The organism is Actinomadura sp. NPDC048394 (genome assembly GCF_040651755.1).
In the GTDB taxonomy this organism is placed as follows: domain Bacteria; phylum Actinomycetota; class Actinomycetes; order Streptosporangiales; family Streptosporangiaceae; genus Spirillospora; species Spirillospora montaniterrae.
In genome coordinates, this window is the sequence record NZ_JBEZJL010000102.1 from 1 (window position 1) to 14783 (window position 14783).

The following is a 14783-nucleotide window of genomic DNA, read 5'->3' on the forward strand; positions in this document are numbered from 1 at the left end:
CGCCGGTAAGCGGACGACCCCGGGGCCCGGGGGTAACGGGGGTTTCGAGTCGGACGGTACGTTGTTTCGCGTGGGGGGGGCGCCGCCGCCCCGGGGCCGGGATGGGCCCCGGGGCGGGCGGCGCCTGAGGCCAGGGGGCGGCGCCGGGTCAGGCGGCGAGGGTGTGCGCGGCCCGCTTGTGGCCCGCGAGGGCCTCGCGGAGCTGCTTGCGGCCGCGGTGCAGGCGGGACATCACCGTGCCGATGGGGGTGCCCATCATCTCGGCGATCTCCTTGTAGGGGTAGCCCTCGACGTCGGCGAGGTAGACGGCGTCCCGGAAGTCCTTCGGCAGCGCGCGCAGCGCGTCGATCACCTCGGAGTCGGGGATGCGGTCCAGCGCCTCGGACTCGGCGGACCGGAAGCCGGACGAGTGCGCCTCGGCCTGCGCGATCTGCCACTCCTCCAGCTCCTCGGAGCCGGCCCGCTGGGGCTCGCGCTGCTTCTTGCGGTAGGTGTTGATGAAGTTGTTGGTGAGGATCCGGTGCAGCCACGCCTTGAGGTTCGTGCCCTCCTGGAACTGGTGGAAGTTCACGTAGGCCTTGGCCAGGGTCTCCTGGACGAGGTCCTCGGCGTCGGCGCTGTTGCGCGTCATCCGCACGGCGCTGGCGTACAGCGGGTCCGCCAGCGGCAGGACGTCGCGCTCGTAGCGCCGGGTGTTGTCGAGGCCCTCGGTGTGCTTGGCGGCGGCCGGAACGCGCGCGGCGGGCTTGCGGACGGGCATGGTGACAGCGGTCATCATCGCTCCCCGTGGTCGTGACCCCGTGAGGGGCCGGTTGCTGGCGCGTGCTCGGCGGCACGCGCGTGCCGGGCGGAATGACCGCCCCCCGTACAGGTGGTACGCGCCACCGTTCCCGACGGGTTCGGGCCGGCGTTTGGCACGGTCCAGCGACGTGGTCCTCGCGGGGTCGTGCGCGTCTCCGGGGGAGACGGTCCGGCGTGGTCGGGGGCTCGGCTCCGCGGCGGCGCGGGCCGGGCGGCGGGTGCGCGGGCCGGCGGTGCCAGGGCGACCCCGGGGTCCGGGACGTCGCGGGCGTGCTCGGTCGGGCGCATCCACGCTTCAGTGGCTTCCCGATAGGTAAGACGCCGGAAGGGGGCCGGAAGGTTGCGTGGCGTCCGTCACATACCGTGGCGTGTCGGCCGAACCGGGCCCGATGTGGCGCTATAAGCGCGCTTTCGGCGCCTTTCGGGCGCCTGGTCGGCTGCGGGCGGCGTCAGGAGGGCAGGTGGCCGGCCAGGACGGCTCCGACGAGCCGCTCCGCGAACTCCTCGGGCGCCTCGGGGAGCCGGGCGCCCGCCGCGACCGTCTCCGCCCCCGCGAGCCGGATCAGGAACGCGTGCTGCTGGCAGCCGCCGAGCAGGGCCGCGGCGATGGCCGGCGCCGGAGCGCCGGGCGCCAGCCGTCCAGCCCGCTGCTCCGCCTCCAGGTAGCCGATCAGCGCGGCGTGCCCGAGGACGGGCCCGGCCGCCGGGCCTCCGGGCGGACCGGAGGGCGGCCCGCCGGGGGAGCCGGGCGGGAGCGCCGCGTCTGGGGCGCGGCCGGCCGAGGCCGCCGCCTCGCGCTGCGCCTGGACGGGCCCGTCCGCGCGCAGCCAGGCGATCAGGTCCGGGTCGGCGAGGACCGGCCCGATCATCGGCAGCAGCTCGCCGTAGAAGCGGACCATGCCGGCGGCCAGCCGGGTGAGGTTGCCCTCGACCGTCCCCTTGCCGGCGGACCCGGCGAGGGCTGCCATCGCCGTCCGCGCGGTGGCGGTGACCTCGCCCAGCGCCGCCGCGAACAGGGCGGTCTTGTTGGCGAAGTGGTTGTAGAGGCTGCCTTCCGAGACGCCCGCGCTGCGCGCGATCTCCTTGGTCGTCGCGGCGGTGATCCCGCGCTCCCGGATCACCTCGACCGCCGCCGCCAGGATCCGGTCCCGCATCGGCTCCCGGCCCGCCGGCCCCCCGCCCGCCGTCGCGTCCGCCACCTTGCTCGCCGTTCTGCGCGCCGCCACCTGCGCCACCTTCCCTTCCGTCGCCGGACGGTAGCACCCCAGCATACTGAGTGAGCACTCACCCGTGTCCGGCCGGGGCCGCACCCCTGCCGACTTCCCGAGAACCCGGGCGAATGTCCCTCACCCGAGGTAACGTCCCCTTCACCGCGGGTTGCCGGATGCAGTGCAGCATCGCCCAGGGGAGGGGTCCGCGTGACCATCGCCGGAAAACAGCCGCCGCTCACCGGGGCCACCGCGCCCCCGCCCGACCAGCGGACCGGGGCCAGGCCGCCCCGGTTCCTCGACCAGCCACTGCTCGGCGTCGTGAGCATGGCCGCCTTCACGCTCAACGAGCACGGCCGCATCAACCACTGGAACCACGCCGCCACCGAACTGTTCGGCGCCGGCCCGCTGCAGGCCGCCGGCCGTTCCCCCGCCTCGCTGCTGCGGCTGCCGCAGGAGCACCGCGGCGCCTTCGAGCCCGAGGTCTTCGGGCACGTCTGGTGCGGCGCCTGCATGGTGCCCCGCGCCGACGACGGCCGCCCCGCCGAGGTCGGCTGGTGGGTGTACCCCATCGAACCCGACGGCGACCGCGGCCCCCGCGACGTCCGCGTCCTCGCGCTGGCCGCCGACCTGCGCCGGCTCCGCGAGGACGGCCCCGGCCTGGCCATGGACGACGTCCTCGTCGCGGCGCCCGACGGCGCCGCGCGGCGCGCCGCCGGAGCCCGGCTGCTGCGCGTCGAACCCGTCCTCGCCCCGCCCCTGGCCGCCTCCGGCCAGGACGGGCCCGCCGGCGGCGGCCCCGCCGCCGACTCCGGCAGCCGCAACGGCGACGCCCCCGCGCACGGCGACGGCCGTGGGCACGGTGACGGCCGCGGCCACAGCGACGGCCGCGGGCATGGCGACGGGGCGCTCGTCCGCCGGCTCGCCGAACTGCTGCCCACCGCCGGAGCGGCCGCCACCGACGCCATCGTGTCCCGCGTGCTCGCCATGGGCCGGCCCGCCGTCTCCATCAGCGTCACCCTGCGGCTCCCCGTCGTCCCGCACATCGGCGACATGCCGCGGGCCCTGCGCATCCGCCCCCGCGCCGTCGCCCCGCACACCGCCGCGGCCGACCACGACGACCGGGACGGCGGCACGTCCGCCTCGTCCGGCTCATCCGGCACGTTCGCCACCGCGGGCGCGGAGGAGAACGAGACGCTGACGTTCCTCAGCGAGGCCGGGCAGCAGATCGGCGGCTCCCTCGACCACCTCCAGGCCGCCCGCACCCTCGCCGAGGTCCTCGTCCCGCGGGTCGCCGACTTCGCCGCCGTGCAGCTCCTCGAAGGCGTCGCCGCCGACTCCGCCCAGCCGTCCACCGACCTCGACGAGACCGCCGTGATGCGCCGCGTCGCCGTCGCCCACGACGACGAGCCCGGACACTGGGAGAAGATCGTCCCGGAGGGCGAGACGCTGGTGCTGGGGGGCGGCACCCCGTTCGTCCGCGCCATGCGCACCGGCCGCACCGTGCACATCCCGCAGGTCGACGCCGAGTACGCGGCCCGGCTGTCCGCCGCGTTCGGCGGCCGCGACCTGAGCCCCCTGTTCACCGGCCGCGCCCTGCTGATCGTCCCGCTGATCGCGCGCGGCCGGGTGCTCGGCACGTTCAAGCTGCTGCGCAAGCCCGACCGGCCCGGCTTCGACGACCTCGACCTCGCCATGGTCGACGAGCTCGCCCGCCGCGCCGCGCTCTGCGTCGACAACGGCCGGCTCTACCGGCGCGAGGTCCAGGTCGCGCAGGAACTGCAGCGCAGCATGCTGCCCGCCGACCCGCCCGAGGTCCCGGGCGCCCGCGTCCACTACCGCTACCGGCCCGCCGGGCAGGCCGCGCAGGTCGGCGGCGACTGGTTCGACGCGTTCCCGCTGCCCGGACGCCGGCTCGGCATCGTCGTCGGCGACGTCATGGGGCACGGCCTCACCTCCGCCGCGATCATGGGCCAGATGCGCACCGCCGTGCGCACCCTCGCCGTCGAGGACATGCGCCCCGACCTGCTGCTCCGCCAGCTCGACGCGCTCGCCCGGCGGCTCGGCGAGGGCTACGTCGCCACCTGCCTGTACGCCGTGTACGACCCGGTGGCGCGGCGCTGCAGCTTCGCCAACGCCGGGCACGTCCCGCCCGTCCTCGTGTCCGAGAGCGGCGAGAGCCGGGTGCTGCCCGTCCCCGCCGGGCTGCCGATCGGCGTCGGCGGCGAGCCGTTCGAGACCATGGAGATCGACGTCGAGGACGGGTCCCGGCTCGTCCTGTGCACCGACGGCCTGCTGGAACGCCGCGACCGCGACATCGACCAGGGCTTGGAGGAGCTGCGCGTCCTGCTCGCCGGGCCCGCCCGCCCGCTCGACGCGACCTGCGACACCCTCCTCGACGTGCTCGCCACCACCGCCCCCGCCGACGACATCGCCATCGTCGCCGTCGGCCTCGACGGCATCCCGAAGGACGACGTCGCCGTCTGGGAGCTGGAACCCGAGCCGAGCATGGTCCCGCGGATCCGCGCCCAGGTCGCCTTCAAGCTCGCCGAATGGCGCCTCGAAGCGGTCGAGGACACCGTCCAGCTGCTGGTCAGCGAGCTCGTCACCAACGCGCTGCTGCACGGCGCCGGGTCCATCGTGCTGCGGCTCATCCGCGGCGACGCCCTGCTCTGCGAGGTCTACGACGACGGGCAGGACATGCCGCACCTCCGGCACGCCGACGCCACCGCCGAGTCCGGGCGCGGGCTCCAGCTCGTCAGCCACCTCGCCGCCCGCTGGGGCACCCACCGCACCGACGGCGGGAAGGTGGTGTGGTTCGAGCACCGCCTCCCGGAGTGAACCCGGTGGCCGTGAACCGGGTGGCCGTGAACTCTGTGCGGCGGGGCTGCCTTGCGCGGCGAATCGCGTGGTCGGGGGCCCGCCTCCCGCCGGTGGGAGGTAACTGTCCCCTCCGCGACAGATAGTTTCCAACGTCCCCGTCCGCTGAGATCGATAGTGTCGAAGCGCATCAACGGCCCATCGGGGGACGATTTGGGCGAGAACCTGACCCTGCCGGTCCCGGAGACCCTCTACGCCACCTACGCCGTCGCGCTCACCGCGCCGATCCCCGACCCCGGCGAACTCGCGCACGACGAGATCGCCGCCCGGACCCGGCCCCCGCTGCGCGACCTCGCCCTCGGCATGCTCGGCAGCCCCATGGTCACCCTCGACCAGCGGCCCGCCGCCGAGTTCCCGCCCCTGCCCGCCGACCTCCTCGCCGCCTACGGCGCCTCGCCCGCCGCGCTCGCCGCCCTCGACGCCGCCTCCCACATCCTCGCCGTCCGCGCCGCCTACCGCCCCGGCCACCCGCCCGCCCACGAATGGGCCGCCCGCGCCATCGCCGGAGCCGTCGCCGCCGCCCGCACCGCCCCCGTCATCGACGTCTTCACCCCGCAGATCCTCGCCCACGACCACCTCACCCGCTCCCTGCCCGGGCCCGACGGCGCCGTCCGGCTCACCGACTGGATGCTCCTCCCGCACACCTCGGGCCCGCACGGCTTCTGGTTCACCACCAAGGGCCTCGCCCGGTTCGGCCTCCCCGAACTGCAGACCGAGAACGTCCCGCCCGCCCTCGTCGTCCCGTGGGGCCGCCTCCTCAACGGCCTCGCCCGCCGCGTCCTCGACCTCTGGCAGGACCGCCTCCGCACCGGCGAGCAGCCCCTCGTCGTCGACCTCCCCGAGACCGTCTCCGTCGGTCTCGGGGACATCGCCGCCGCGCAGGGCACCGACGAGCCCCTGCGCCGCGAGGTCACCGTCCGGCTGCGCCTCGACAGGCCCGGCGAACCCGGGACGACCGGCGAGCCCGAGGCGTCCGGCTCGTCTGGTTCGTCTGGTTCGTCCGGTGAGGCCGTGCTCACGGTCCTGCCCGCCGACGACGGCCCCGACCGCCTCGAATCCCTCTGCGCCGCGCTCTTCGGCGCTCAGGACGGCCACCGTTGACGGCCGTCCCGCTTGCCGACCCCCGCGTCCAGAGCGCAGGATCGTCACCGTGAGATTCGGCCCACGCGACCGTCCAGGCCCCGATCCCGAAGACACCGGCCCGCCCGCACCCCACCCCGGCGACGTCCACGTCGCGGGAAGGAGCAGGTCCCGCCCGGAGGAGCCCGCCGACTGGATCCCCGTCCCGCCCCCGCCGCCGCAGCCCGAGGCCCCGCCGCCCGCAGCCGAATCGCCTTACCCGCCGGGCACACCTCCCTCACCGCCGCCCGCCTCCGCCGAACCGCCATGGACGCCCCGCGGCGCCATCTCCCGCACGCCGGCGGACCCCCCGCCCTCCACGCCGCAAGAACCCTCCGCGTGGACGCCCCACACCCCTGAGACGCGACCCGCCAATCCCGTATCCGGGCCCGCGCCGCAACCCTCGGCCGCCGGGTCCCCGGATTGGTCACCGCGCGATCCAGAGCCACCCGCCGCCCCGGCATCCCCGCCGGACGCGGCGCCCGCCCCGTGGATCTCTCACGATTCGGCGGCACAGCCCGCCGCGCCCTCGCCCGAGCCCCCGGCGGCGCCGTCTTCGCAGTGGACGCCGCACACGCCCGAGACCCGGCCTGCGGCTCCGCCGGCCGAGCCCGCACCGTGGGGTTCACCGTCGGCCTCGTCGTCGCCTTCCGCCGCGCCCTCGGACGCTGCCTCCTCGCAGTGGACGCCGCACGCGCCGGAGACGCGTCCTGCGGAACCGGAAGGCGCGCCCGCACCCTGGGCCTCGCAGGCTCCGAGCGCCGAGGCGGCCCCGTCCAGTGGGGCCGCCTCGCCTTACAGGTCGGCTGAGGTGCCCTCGTCCGAGGGGCAACCGCGGCGGGAGACGCCGCAGTGGGCGCCGCACGGGACCGGCGTGCCGGTGCCCGAGGAGGAGATCCCCGAAGCGGCCCTCGAAGACGAACCGGAGCGCTGGGTCGTCCGCAAGCCGGGAGGCCTGCAGGCGGGAGCGCCCGAAGACCCGGCGGGGACGCGGAGCGCCGGCCGTCACGAACGCCCCGGTGCCGAGGCCGACGAGCCCTTCCTGCCCGGCAAGGGCCTCTCCGCCGAGCCGCCGCCATCGTTGACGAAACCCGACGTGACGCGGCCGGAGACCCCCCGGCCGCCGACCCGCAGCCTCTCCACCACCCCGCCGCCCGGCGGACCATCCGCTGCCGCGCCGCCGCCCACCACGCCGCCGCCCGCTGCCGCGCCGCCGCCTGCCGTGCCCCCGTCCGCCGCTGCCGTGCCGTCGTCCGCCGTGCCGTCGTCCGCCGCGCCGCCGCCCGCTGCCGTGCCGCAGCCCGCCGCTACCGTGCCCCCGTCCGCCGCTGCCGTGCCGTCGTCCGCCGTGCCGTCGTCCGCTGCCGTGCCGCCGGCCGCCGCTGCCGCGGACGCGTCGGCCGTGGCGCCGCCGGGGCCCATGACCGATCCCGGACGGCGCCGGGCGCTCGCCGACGCGTTCATGATCGAGTTCGTGGGGAGCACCACCTGGCGCGCGATGCTGGCAGTGCTGGAGGGCGCGTTCCCCGGGCTGGGCATGGCGGCGGCGCTCTCCGGCCGCGCCGACGAGATCCGTGGCATGACCGACGGCCTCGACCGCACCGCGTCGGTGAAGCTCGGCCTGCCCACCTGGCTCGACGACGCCGGGATGGTCTTCGACCTCAGCGCCCACCTGAACGCGCGGAACGCCCCCCGGACGCCGCTGCGGGCGCGCCCCGGGCAGCCGCGCGCGTCCCGCCCGTACGCGGGGGCGTTCGTGATCGACACCCTCGACCCGCTCCGCTACCACCGCGCGGTCGGCGGCCCGAGGGCGCCCCGCGACCTGCCGGAGGACGCGGCGCTGGCGACGCCGTCCGACCGGGCGGAGGACGACAGCGGCGTCGTGATCGTCGCGAACCTGACCTCGGCGGGCGTGCGGGTCCTCGACTCGCTGTCTCTCTGGCGGTACGCGGGACGCGTCGTCACGAGCACCCTGCACGAGCCGTCCCGGCCGCGGACGCGGGGCCGGGCCCGGCGCGCGCTGCGGGCCCTGCGCCGCGTCGTGGTCATCGACCCCGACCTGGGTGTCGGGGTGTGCCTGCAGACCGACGCCGGGCACCCGCCCCGCTGCCTGCTGGCGTTCGGCGTCGACCGGTCCGACGACGCCCCGCCCCGGTTCGTCCGGCCCTGATCAGCCGTCCGGGCGGAGCCACGACAGGTCCGCCCGCCGGTCGCCGGGGAGCTCGCGGAGCCGTCCCGCGAGCTCCCAGGGTTCGGCGGCGGGCGCCTCGTCCGGCAGCACGCCGCACAGCAGCTCGCCCCGGGTCCGGACGACGGCGAACCGGCCGAACCGGGCGATCCCGCCGCCGCTCAGGTGCGCCAGCTCGCCGAGCAGGGCGCTCAGCGCACCCGGGTCCTCGGCGTCGATCAGGGTCCTGGCCTGCGACAGCAGCGCCTCGGTCAGCTCGTCGGGCCGGCGGCCGGACAGGTAGTAGACCGTCCCGAGGTAGGAGCCGTCGGCCGCCTGCGGGGACCGCTGGTCGCGGACGCGGACGTGCAGCCCCCACTCCGCGGCGCACCGCTCGTACGCGTCGGCGAGCAGCGCCTCCGCCTCCCCCTCCTCGCTGAGCAGGAGCCCCGGGACGACGCCCTCCTCGCGGTCGACGCGTTCGAGCATCTCCCGGTGCAGCTCCCGCACGTCCTGCTCCACCGTGTCGAGGGAGCGGGCGAGCGCGTGCTGCGCCTCCCGGTCGAGGCCGAGGCCCGCCAGTTCCCCGGCGAGGTCGGCGGTCTCCTTCTCCAGCCGGTCGATCCGCCCCGAGAAGGCCTCCAGCCGGTCGAGGACCTCTGCCGACGCGCCGTCCGGCAGCGGCTGCGGGATCGGGATCCCGGACGGCTCGGCCGCCGCGGCGACCTCCGACCGGAGCGCCTCGTGCCGTTTGGCGAGTTCGGACAGCTGGGCGCGCAGTTCGCGGACGTCCGCCTGTGCTTGCGGGAGCCGCTTGTCGGAGGCCAGGTAGAGCTCGCGTCCGGCGATCGCAAGGCAGAGCAGGACCAGGATCACGGTGGTCATGTGACTCCTCGGGAGGCGGGCTGCCCTCTCGACCCTAACCATCCGGGACCCGGTTGGCCGAGACCGCGCCACATCTGGTCCGAAACGCCCGCCATATGCACAGGGGGCCGCCGTGCCACTAGCCGTTGCCGCTAACCGTGCCGCTGGCCGTTGCCGCTAGCCGTGCCGCTTCCGCGATCCCGTGGATCAGCGGGCTTCCGCCGGATCCGCTCCGTCGCGCCGGGCGCGGACGAGGGGGAGGAAGATCTCGTCGACGATCGACCGGATGCGGGCCGGCTTCAGCGGTTCGAGGTCCATGAGCAGGTCGTGGCGGACCAGGTCGAACGGCAGGGCGAGCACCGCGGGCGGGATCCGTTCGAGGTCGATCTCGCCGCGGTCGTGGGCGCGCTGGTAGATCGTCCGGATGCGGGAGTGCCGCTGGTCGCCGAGGATCCGGTCGCGCGCCTGGGCGGGGGTGAGCCCGGTGCCGGTCAGCAGCCCCGCGAAGGCGGCGGCCGCGGTGACGGCGAAGAACGCGGCGCGGGCCTGGCCCATGCCGGTCAGCGCGGCGAGGAGGTCGCCGCGCAGGGTGCCGGTGTCGGGGACGTCGACCGGGTGGGTGTTGCGGTAGTGCTCCAGCGCGGCCAGGACGAGCTGGTCCTTGTTGGCCCAGCGGCGGTACAGCACCGCGATGCCGGTGCCCGCGCGGGAGGCGACGGACTCCATGGTCAGCTTCGCGAAGCCGGCCTCGACCAGCTCGTCCCAGGCCGCGTCCAGGAGTGCGGCCTCGAGTTCGGGTCCGCGGCGGCGCTGGCGGACGGGTCCGGTGGATGGGGTCACGGGCCCAGTATAAGGAAGGTTTGCCTTCCGTATCGAACCGTCCTACTCTCTTAAGAGATGGAATCCTCTCTTAAGGTGGAGGCGGGACGATGACGGAGAGCACCGGGACGCGGCTCTCGCCGCAGGTGAAGATGGCCCTGGTCGCGCTGCTCGTGGGCGGGATCGCGGCGATCCTCGACTCGACGATGGTGACGCTGGCGATCCGCACGCTGGCCGTGAAACTGCACTCGACCGCCGGCACGATCCAGTGGGTCACCACCGGATTCCTGCTGGCGATGGCCGTCGCCATCCCGATCACCGGGTGGGCGGAGCGCCGCTGGGGCGGCAAGCGGGTCTGGACGGCCGCGCTCACGCTGTTCGTGCTCGCCTCCGTGCTGTGCGCGGTCGCGTGGAACGACACCGCCCTGATCGGCTTCCGGGCGCTGCAGGGCTTCGGCGCCGGACTGATCTTCCCGCTGATGCAGACGCTCGCGGTGCGCGCGGCGGGCGGGAAGGTCAGCAGCAGGCTGATGGCGGCCGTCAGCCTGCCCATCGCCCTCGGCCCCATCCTCGGCCCGGTGATCGGCGGCGTGATCCTCAACTGGCTGAGCTGGCGCTGGCTGTTCCTCATCAACGTGCCCGTGATCGCCGCCGGCCTGCTGCTGGCATGGCGCTTCCTGCCCGCCGACCACCCCGGCTCCCGCCCGCCCGCCGACCGTCCCGGTGCCCCGCTGCCCGTCGACCGTCCCGGCTCGCCTCCGGCCGCTGGACGCGAGCGCCCGGCCGACCTTCGGGCCGACCGCCCGGCCGACCGTCGGGGCGACCGTTTGGGCGACCGCCTGGACTGGATCGGCCTGGCGCTGCTCGCGCCGGCGCTGACCGGGATCCTGCTCGGCCTCTCGCAGCTGACCGAGGACGGCGGGATCGACCACGCCGGGGTTCTGGCGCCCCTGCTCGCCGGAGCCGTCCTGCTGGCCGCGTTCATCGCGTGGGCGTCACGGCCACGGCCCGGCGGGCGCGAGCCGATCGTCGACGTCCGGCTGCTGCGCGTCCGCTCGCTCGGCAGCGCGTCCGCGGTCCTGTTCACCGCCGGCGCGGCGATGTACGCGGGCATGTTCCTGCTGCCGCTGTACTACCAGCAGCTTCGCGGCGACAGCGTGCTGGACGCCGGCCTGCTGATGATCCCGCAAGGCGTGGGCGCGCTCGTCGCGCGCTTCGTGGTCGGCGCGCTGGTCGACCGGTTCGGGGCGCGCGCCGTGACGATCGCCGGCTTCCTGCTCGCCGCCGTCGCGACCGCCCCGTTCGCGCTCGCCGGGCCCGGCACGAGCCTGTGGTGGCTCGGCGCCGTGCTGCTGGTCCGCGGTGTGGGGGTCGGAGCGGTGCTGATCCCGCCGATGTCCGTCGCGTACCAGGACGTCCAGCCGGCGGGCATCCCGCACGCCACCATGAACACCCGCATCGCCCAGCAGGTGGGCGCGTCGTTCGGCACCGCGATCGTCGCCGTCGCCCTGCAGTCGCTCCTCGGCCACGGCGCCACGGGTGCCTTCCAGGGCGCGTTCTGGTGGGCGATCGGCATCACCGTCGCCGCGGTCGTCCCCGCGGTCGTCCTCCCGGCGGGCGAGCGCGACGAGCCTGCCTCGGACGGTGCCGCCGTGCGGCGTCACCCGAGCGATTCGTCTCCGGTGACGCGGTAGTCGAGGAGCACGAGCCGGTCGTCGATCACGGTGGTGCCGGTGAGGTCCATGGCGAGCGCGGGCAGCTCGGCGAAGACGGGCCCCTCGCCCTCGGCGCCGTGGATCATCGGGAAGACCATCACCCGCACGCGGTCGACCAGGCGGTGCCGGAAGAGGCTGCGGACCAGCGACGGGCTGCCGATCGTGCGCATCGGAAGCCCGTCGTCCATGGCCTTGAGCCGCGGCACGGCCGTCTCGAGAGGCTCGTCGATGAGCGTGGTGTTCGCCCAGGCCAGCGGCGGCTTGAGCGTCTTGGAGAAGACGACCTTGGGCAGCTCCGTCATCCGCGGGAACGTCGGATCGTCACCGGTCGCGACGATCTCCGCCATCTGCCGGTACGTCTCGGCGCCCATGAGCGTGACGTGCTCCTGGGCGAGCTGGCCGTGGATCCACTCGAAGAGCCCGGGCCCTTCGTAACCCCAGTACGCCTTCGGTTTCGGTCCGCCGCCACCGAACCCGTCGACGGTGCTGAACATGTCGACCATCAGCTCACGCATCAGCCCTCCCACCAGGTCGTCGTGAACACGAGCTGCAAGCACGGACTTCTGACGTCCGTCGTCGTCCTGTGCAGACCATGCGGGCGGCCGGAACTCACCGGTCCGCGGCATGCGATGCGCGTCGGCCGGCTTTCGTGCCTCGTGGTGCTCGGACGAGTGCCTCACCCTTGGCGTCGCCGTATTGAGGCCGCGTCAAACCGGCAAGTGCCCGTGCACCTGCGCGGATGCCGGCCGGTTGGTCAGCCGAAGAGCCCGCCCAGCAGGCCGCCGAGGACGTCCGCGGCGACGTTGCCGGCGATGTCCGCGGCGATATCACCGGCAATGTCACCGGCCACGTCGCCCATGGCGTCCAAGGCCATGCCTCCGGCGACGCCCGCCACGACCGCACCGCCGACCAGACCCGCGGTGCCGATCCCGGGCCCATGGTGGTGACGGTGGTGCCCATGGTGACCGTGGTGCACGTGGACGGGCGGCGGATACGGCCCCGGCCCCGGCGGCGCGGGCGGCGGCTCAGCGCCCCCGTAGTACACGGGACCCCCTGGCGCCGGCGGCGGCCCCGCCGGAGCAGGCGGTGGCCCCCCGTGCCCCATCACGGGAGCCGCAGGCGGCGGATACGGCCCAGGACCACCCGGCACATGCTGCCCCGGCGCCATCCCACCACCAGCCACGCCACCCGGCGGCATCCCGGAGCCCGACGCACCATGCGGCGGGATCCCCGCGCCTGGCCCGCCCGCCGGCGGCATTCCGGAGCCCGGCGCACCGTGCGGCGTCATCTCCGCACCTGGCCCGCCCCCTGGCGGCATCCCGGAGCCCGGTCCGCCGTGCGGCGCCATCCCATAGCCAGCCGCGCCGTGCGGCGGCATTCCGGAGGCGGCCGGTGGGAAGTCACCGGGAGCGGGCGGTGGAAAATTACCAGGGCCGGAAGCGTGGGAGGCCGCGGGCGGCGGGAATCCAGGCGGCTGACCGTGGTTCGCGGCTCCCGGAGCCCCGGGAGGAGGCGGCGGGAACGGGGCGCCCTGGCCTGGCGGCACGTTCGCCGCCGGGGGCGCGCCGTGCGGCTGGTGTCCCGGGCCGTTCGGTGGCGGGGGAGTGCCGGGCGCGTACGCGGGCGCGGCGCCGTGGCCTCCCATGCCGGGACCGGGCGGGGAGGCGAACCCCTGCCCCGGCGGCGGAGGCGGGAATTCCTGGCCGGGCGACGGAGGGTTCGGACCGCCGGGCGGGTAGGCGTGTGCGGCGCCGTGGCCGCCTGCGCCCGGTGCGGCGCCGGGCGTGGACGGTCCGAACTCGCCGGGCGGAGGCGGCGGGAAGCCGGGCGCGGACGGCCCCGGGGCACCGGACGCCGGGTAGCCCGCTCCCGGAGGGCCAGGCGGCGGGAAGGGCGAGCCGGCCGCCGCGTGGCCCGGCTGCTGCATGGGTGCCGGAGGCGCCCCCGGAGCCGGACCGGGCGGCGGGAACTGAGCGTTGCCCGCACTGCCGTACCCGCCACCCGGCGACGCGGAGCCGGGCCCGGGCTGTCCGGGCGAGGGCGGTGGCGGCGGGAAGGTCACCTGGCCGCCGTAAGCGGACCCGCCGGGCGGCGGGCTCGCATGGGCGGCGCGAGGGAGCGCGGCGGCCTCGTCGAGCCACTTGCCGATCCTGGCGTTCCAGTCCGTCTCAGCCGCTTCGGCATGCCCGACCTTGAACACGCCGAACGCCTCGTCGGACGGGGCGGCGCGGTCCTCGGCGCGCAGGACGAAGGCCACCTCGCGCGGGCTGGCGACGAACGTCAGCCCGATCTGGTCGAGCCGTCCGTGGAACGCGGACGGCGGCGCGAGGTGGATCTCCTGGTGGAACGGCAGGTGCCGGGCGACGCCGCGCAGCTCGGATTCCTCGAACGTCACGTGCCTGATCTGGAAGCCGAGCTTCGCGATGGCCGCTAGCACCCACTGCTGGGATTCCAGCGGCTCCACCGAGATGGGGTCGATATCGCCGGGATCAGGTTGCCCGGCCACGTCCACCTCGGTGCACAGCCCGATGGTGAAGCCGGGCAGCTCCCGTCCGAGGACAGTGGTGAACGGCAGTTCGTACGGCAGCGGGATGGAGAACGACAGGTCGCGTTGCCGGGCGGGCTCCAGGGTGAAGCGGCGGGTGAGCGCGCCGCGGTAGACCTCCGGGCCGGCCGTCTCGCCGCGGCCGTCGCTCATCCGCGGCATCAGCGCCAGCGTGACGTGCCGCACCTCCAGGGGACGGTCGCCGCCGCGCACGTGGACCTTGCCCGCCACGACGCCGCCCGGCTTGCAGTTCGGCTCCGCGAGGATCGTGTCGACGGACGGCCCGCCTGCCATCTGCCCGTAGGACACCGGCCGTTCCCTTCTCCCGACGCGCGGGACGTTCCCCCGCGAATGTCAGACGAACTCCACCATGCCATCGGTTCGCCCACCCCACCGCCCCATCCCACCGAGTCCGCCCCGCCAAGCCCGCCCGTCCGCCGATCAGCGCCGCCGGGTCCGTCCCGCCGGTTTGCCCCGCCTACTGGCCCGCACCTCCGATCAGTGCCGCTGGTTCAGGCTGCCGCCCCGTCCCGCCGGTTTGCCCTGCTGGCTCGTGCCACCAGGTCAGGCGTTTGGCGAGTCTGCCGGTCCGTGCCGTCGCCGGTCCGCTCCGCTGGTTCACCTCGGCTCGCCCGCTCCGCCGGGTTGCCCTGTCGGCCCGCGCC

The 14783-nt window shown here is 75.5% G+C and carries 11 protein-coding genes; 4 read left to right on the plus strand and 7 right to left on the minus strand.

Features of this window, described 5'->3' with window-relative positions; all coding sequences use genetic code 11:
* Positions 1-148: 148 nt before the first annotated feature.
* Both AB0C78_RS45115 and AB0C78_RS45120 read right to left on the minus strand, forming a co-directional pair.
* Positions 149-775: a sigma-70 family RNA polymerase sigma factor gene (locus tag AB0C78_RS45115; protein ID WP_318839306.1), complete on the minus strand. Its 627-nt coding sequence runs from the start codon at positions 773-775 to the stop codon at positions 149-151.
* 475 nt (positions 776-1250) lie between these two features.
* Positions 1251-2027 (minus strand): helix-turn-helix domain-containing protein, encoded by a 777-nt coding sequence (locus tag AB0C78_RS45120; RefSeq protein WP_360760867.1) that lies wholly within the window; start codon positions 2025-2027, stop codon positions 1251-1253.
* 192 nt (positions 2028-2219) lie between these two features.
* Here AB0C78_RS45120 and AB0C78_RS45125 point away from each other — a divergent pair, with 192 nt between their 5' ends.
* Together AB0C78_RS45125 and AB0C78_RS45130 are read left to right on the plus strand one after the other, a co-directional pair.
* Positions 2220-4850, plus strand: coding sequence for a SpoIIE family protein phosphatase (locus AB0C78_RS45125; protein ID WP_360760868.1), 2631 nt, complete (start codon positions 2220-2222; stop codon positions 4848-4850).
* 192 nt (positions 4851-5042) lie between these two features.
* The gene (locus AB0C78_RS45130; protein ID WP_360760869.1) at positions 5043-5990 is read left to right on the plus strand and encodes a hypothetical protein; all 948 of its coding nucleotides are present in this window, start codon (positions 5043-5045) and stop codon (positions 5988-5990) included.
* Positions 5991-7013: 1023 nt separating this feature from the next.
* Here AB0C78_RS45130 and AB0C78_RS45135 read toward each other — a convergent pair.
* Positions 7014-7430: a hypothetical protein gene (locus AB0C78_RS45135; protein WP_360760871.1), complete on the minus strand. Its 417-nt coding sequence runs from the start codon at positions 7428-7430 to the stop codon at positions 7014-7016.
* Here AB0C78_RS45135 and AB0C78_RS45140 point away from each other — a divergent pair.
* The gene (locus tag AB0C78_RS45140) at positions 7429-8178 is read left to right on the plus strand and encodes a hypothetical protein (RefSeq protein ID WP_360760873.1); all 750 of its coding nucleotides are present in this window, start codon (positions 7429-7431) and stop codon (positions 8176-8178) included. The genes AB0C78_RS45135 and AB0C78_RS45140 overlap by 2 nt on opposite strands.
* Here the strand turns inward: AB0C78_RS45140 and AB0C78_RS45145 are convergent, their stop codons facing one another.
* Both AB0C78_RS45145 and AB0C78_RS45150 read right to left on the minus strand, forming a co-directional pair.
* Complete coding sequence (locus tag AB0C78_RS45145; RefSeq protein WP_360760874.1) at positions 8179-9060, minus strand: hypothetical protein; 882 nt, start codon at positions 9058-9060, stop codon at positions 8179-8181.
* A gap of 186 nt (positions 9061-9246) precedes the next feature.
* Positions 9247-9879 carry a TetR/AcrR family transcriptional regulator gene (locus AB0C78_RS45150; protein WP_360760876.1) on the minus strand — a complete coding sequence of 211 codons (633 nt, stop codon included), beginning with the start codon at positions 9877-9879 and terminating at the stop codon, positions 9247-9249.
* An 89-nt stretch (positions 9880-9968) separates the two neighbouring features.
* On the opposite strand from AB0C78_RS45150, the gene AB0C78_RS45155 reads away from it, so the two are divergent.
* On the plus strand, positions 9969-11552 hold the full coding sequence (locus AB0C78_RS45155) for an MFS transporter (RefSeq protein ID WP_360760878.1): 1584 nt from the start codon (positions 9969-9971) through the stop codon (positions 11550-11552).
* Here the strand turns inward: AB0C78_RS45155 and AB0C78_RS45160 are convergent.
* Entirely contained in the window at positions 11519-12088 is a 570-nt protein-coding gene (locus tag AB0C78_RS45160) for a dihydrofolate reductase family protein (protein WP_360760880.1), read from the minus strand. The two genes, AB0C78_RS45155 and AB0C78_RS45160, sit on opposite strands and share 34 nt — an antisense overlap.
* A gap of 239 nt (positions 12089-12327) precedes the next feature.
* On the minus strand, positions 12328-14427 hold the full coding sequence (locus tag AB0C78_RS45165; RefSeq protein WP_360760882.1) for a sporulation protein: 2100 nt from the start codon (positions 14425-14427) through the stop codon (positions 12328-12330).
* Positions 14428-14783 lie beyond the last annotated feature (356 nt).

Excerpts from the sequence above, each read along its gene's own strand:
- AB0C78_RS45115 (WP_318839306.1), bottom strand. The coding sequence starts at position 775 with ATGACCGCTGTCACCATGCCCGTCCGCAAGCCCGCCGCGCGCGTTCCG.
- AB0C78_RS45140 (WP_360760873.1), top strand. The coding sequence starts at position 7,429 with ATGACCGATCCCGGACGGCGCCGGGCGCTCGCCGACGCGTTCATGATC.
- AB0C78_RS45135 (WP_360760871.1), bottom strand. The coding sequence starts at position 7,430 with ATGGGCCCCGGCGGCGCCACGGCCGACGCGTCCGCGGCAGCGGCGGCC.
- AB0C78_RS45145 (WP_360760874.1), bottom strand. The coding sequence starts at position 9,060 with ATGACCACCGTGATCCTGGTCCTGCTCTGCCTTGCGATCGCCGGACGC.
- AB0C78_RS45155 (WP_360760878.1), top strand. The coding sequence starts at position 9,969 with ATGACGGAGAGCACCGGGACGCGGCTCTCGCCGCAGGTGAAGATGGCC.
- AB0C78_RS45160 (WP_360760880.1), bottom strand. The coding sequence starts at position 12,088 with ATGCGTGAGCTGATGGTCGACATGTTCAGCACCGTCGACGGGTTCGGT.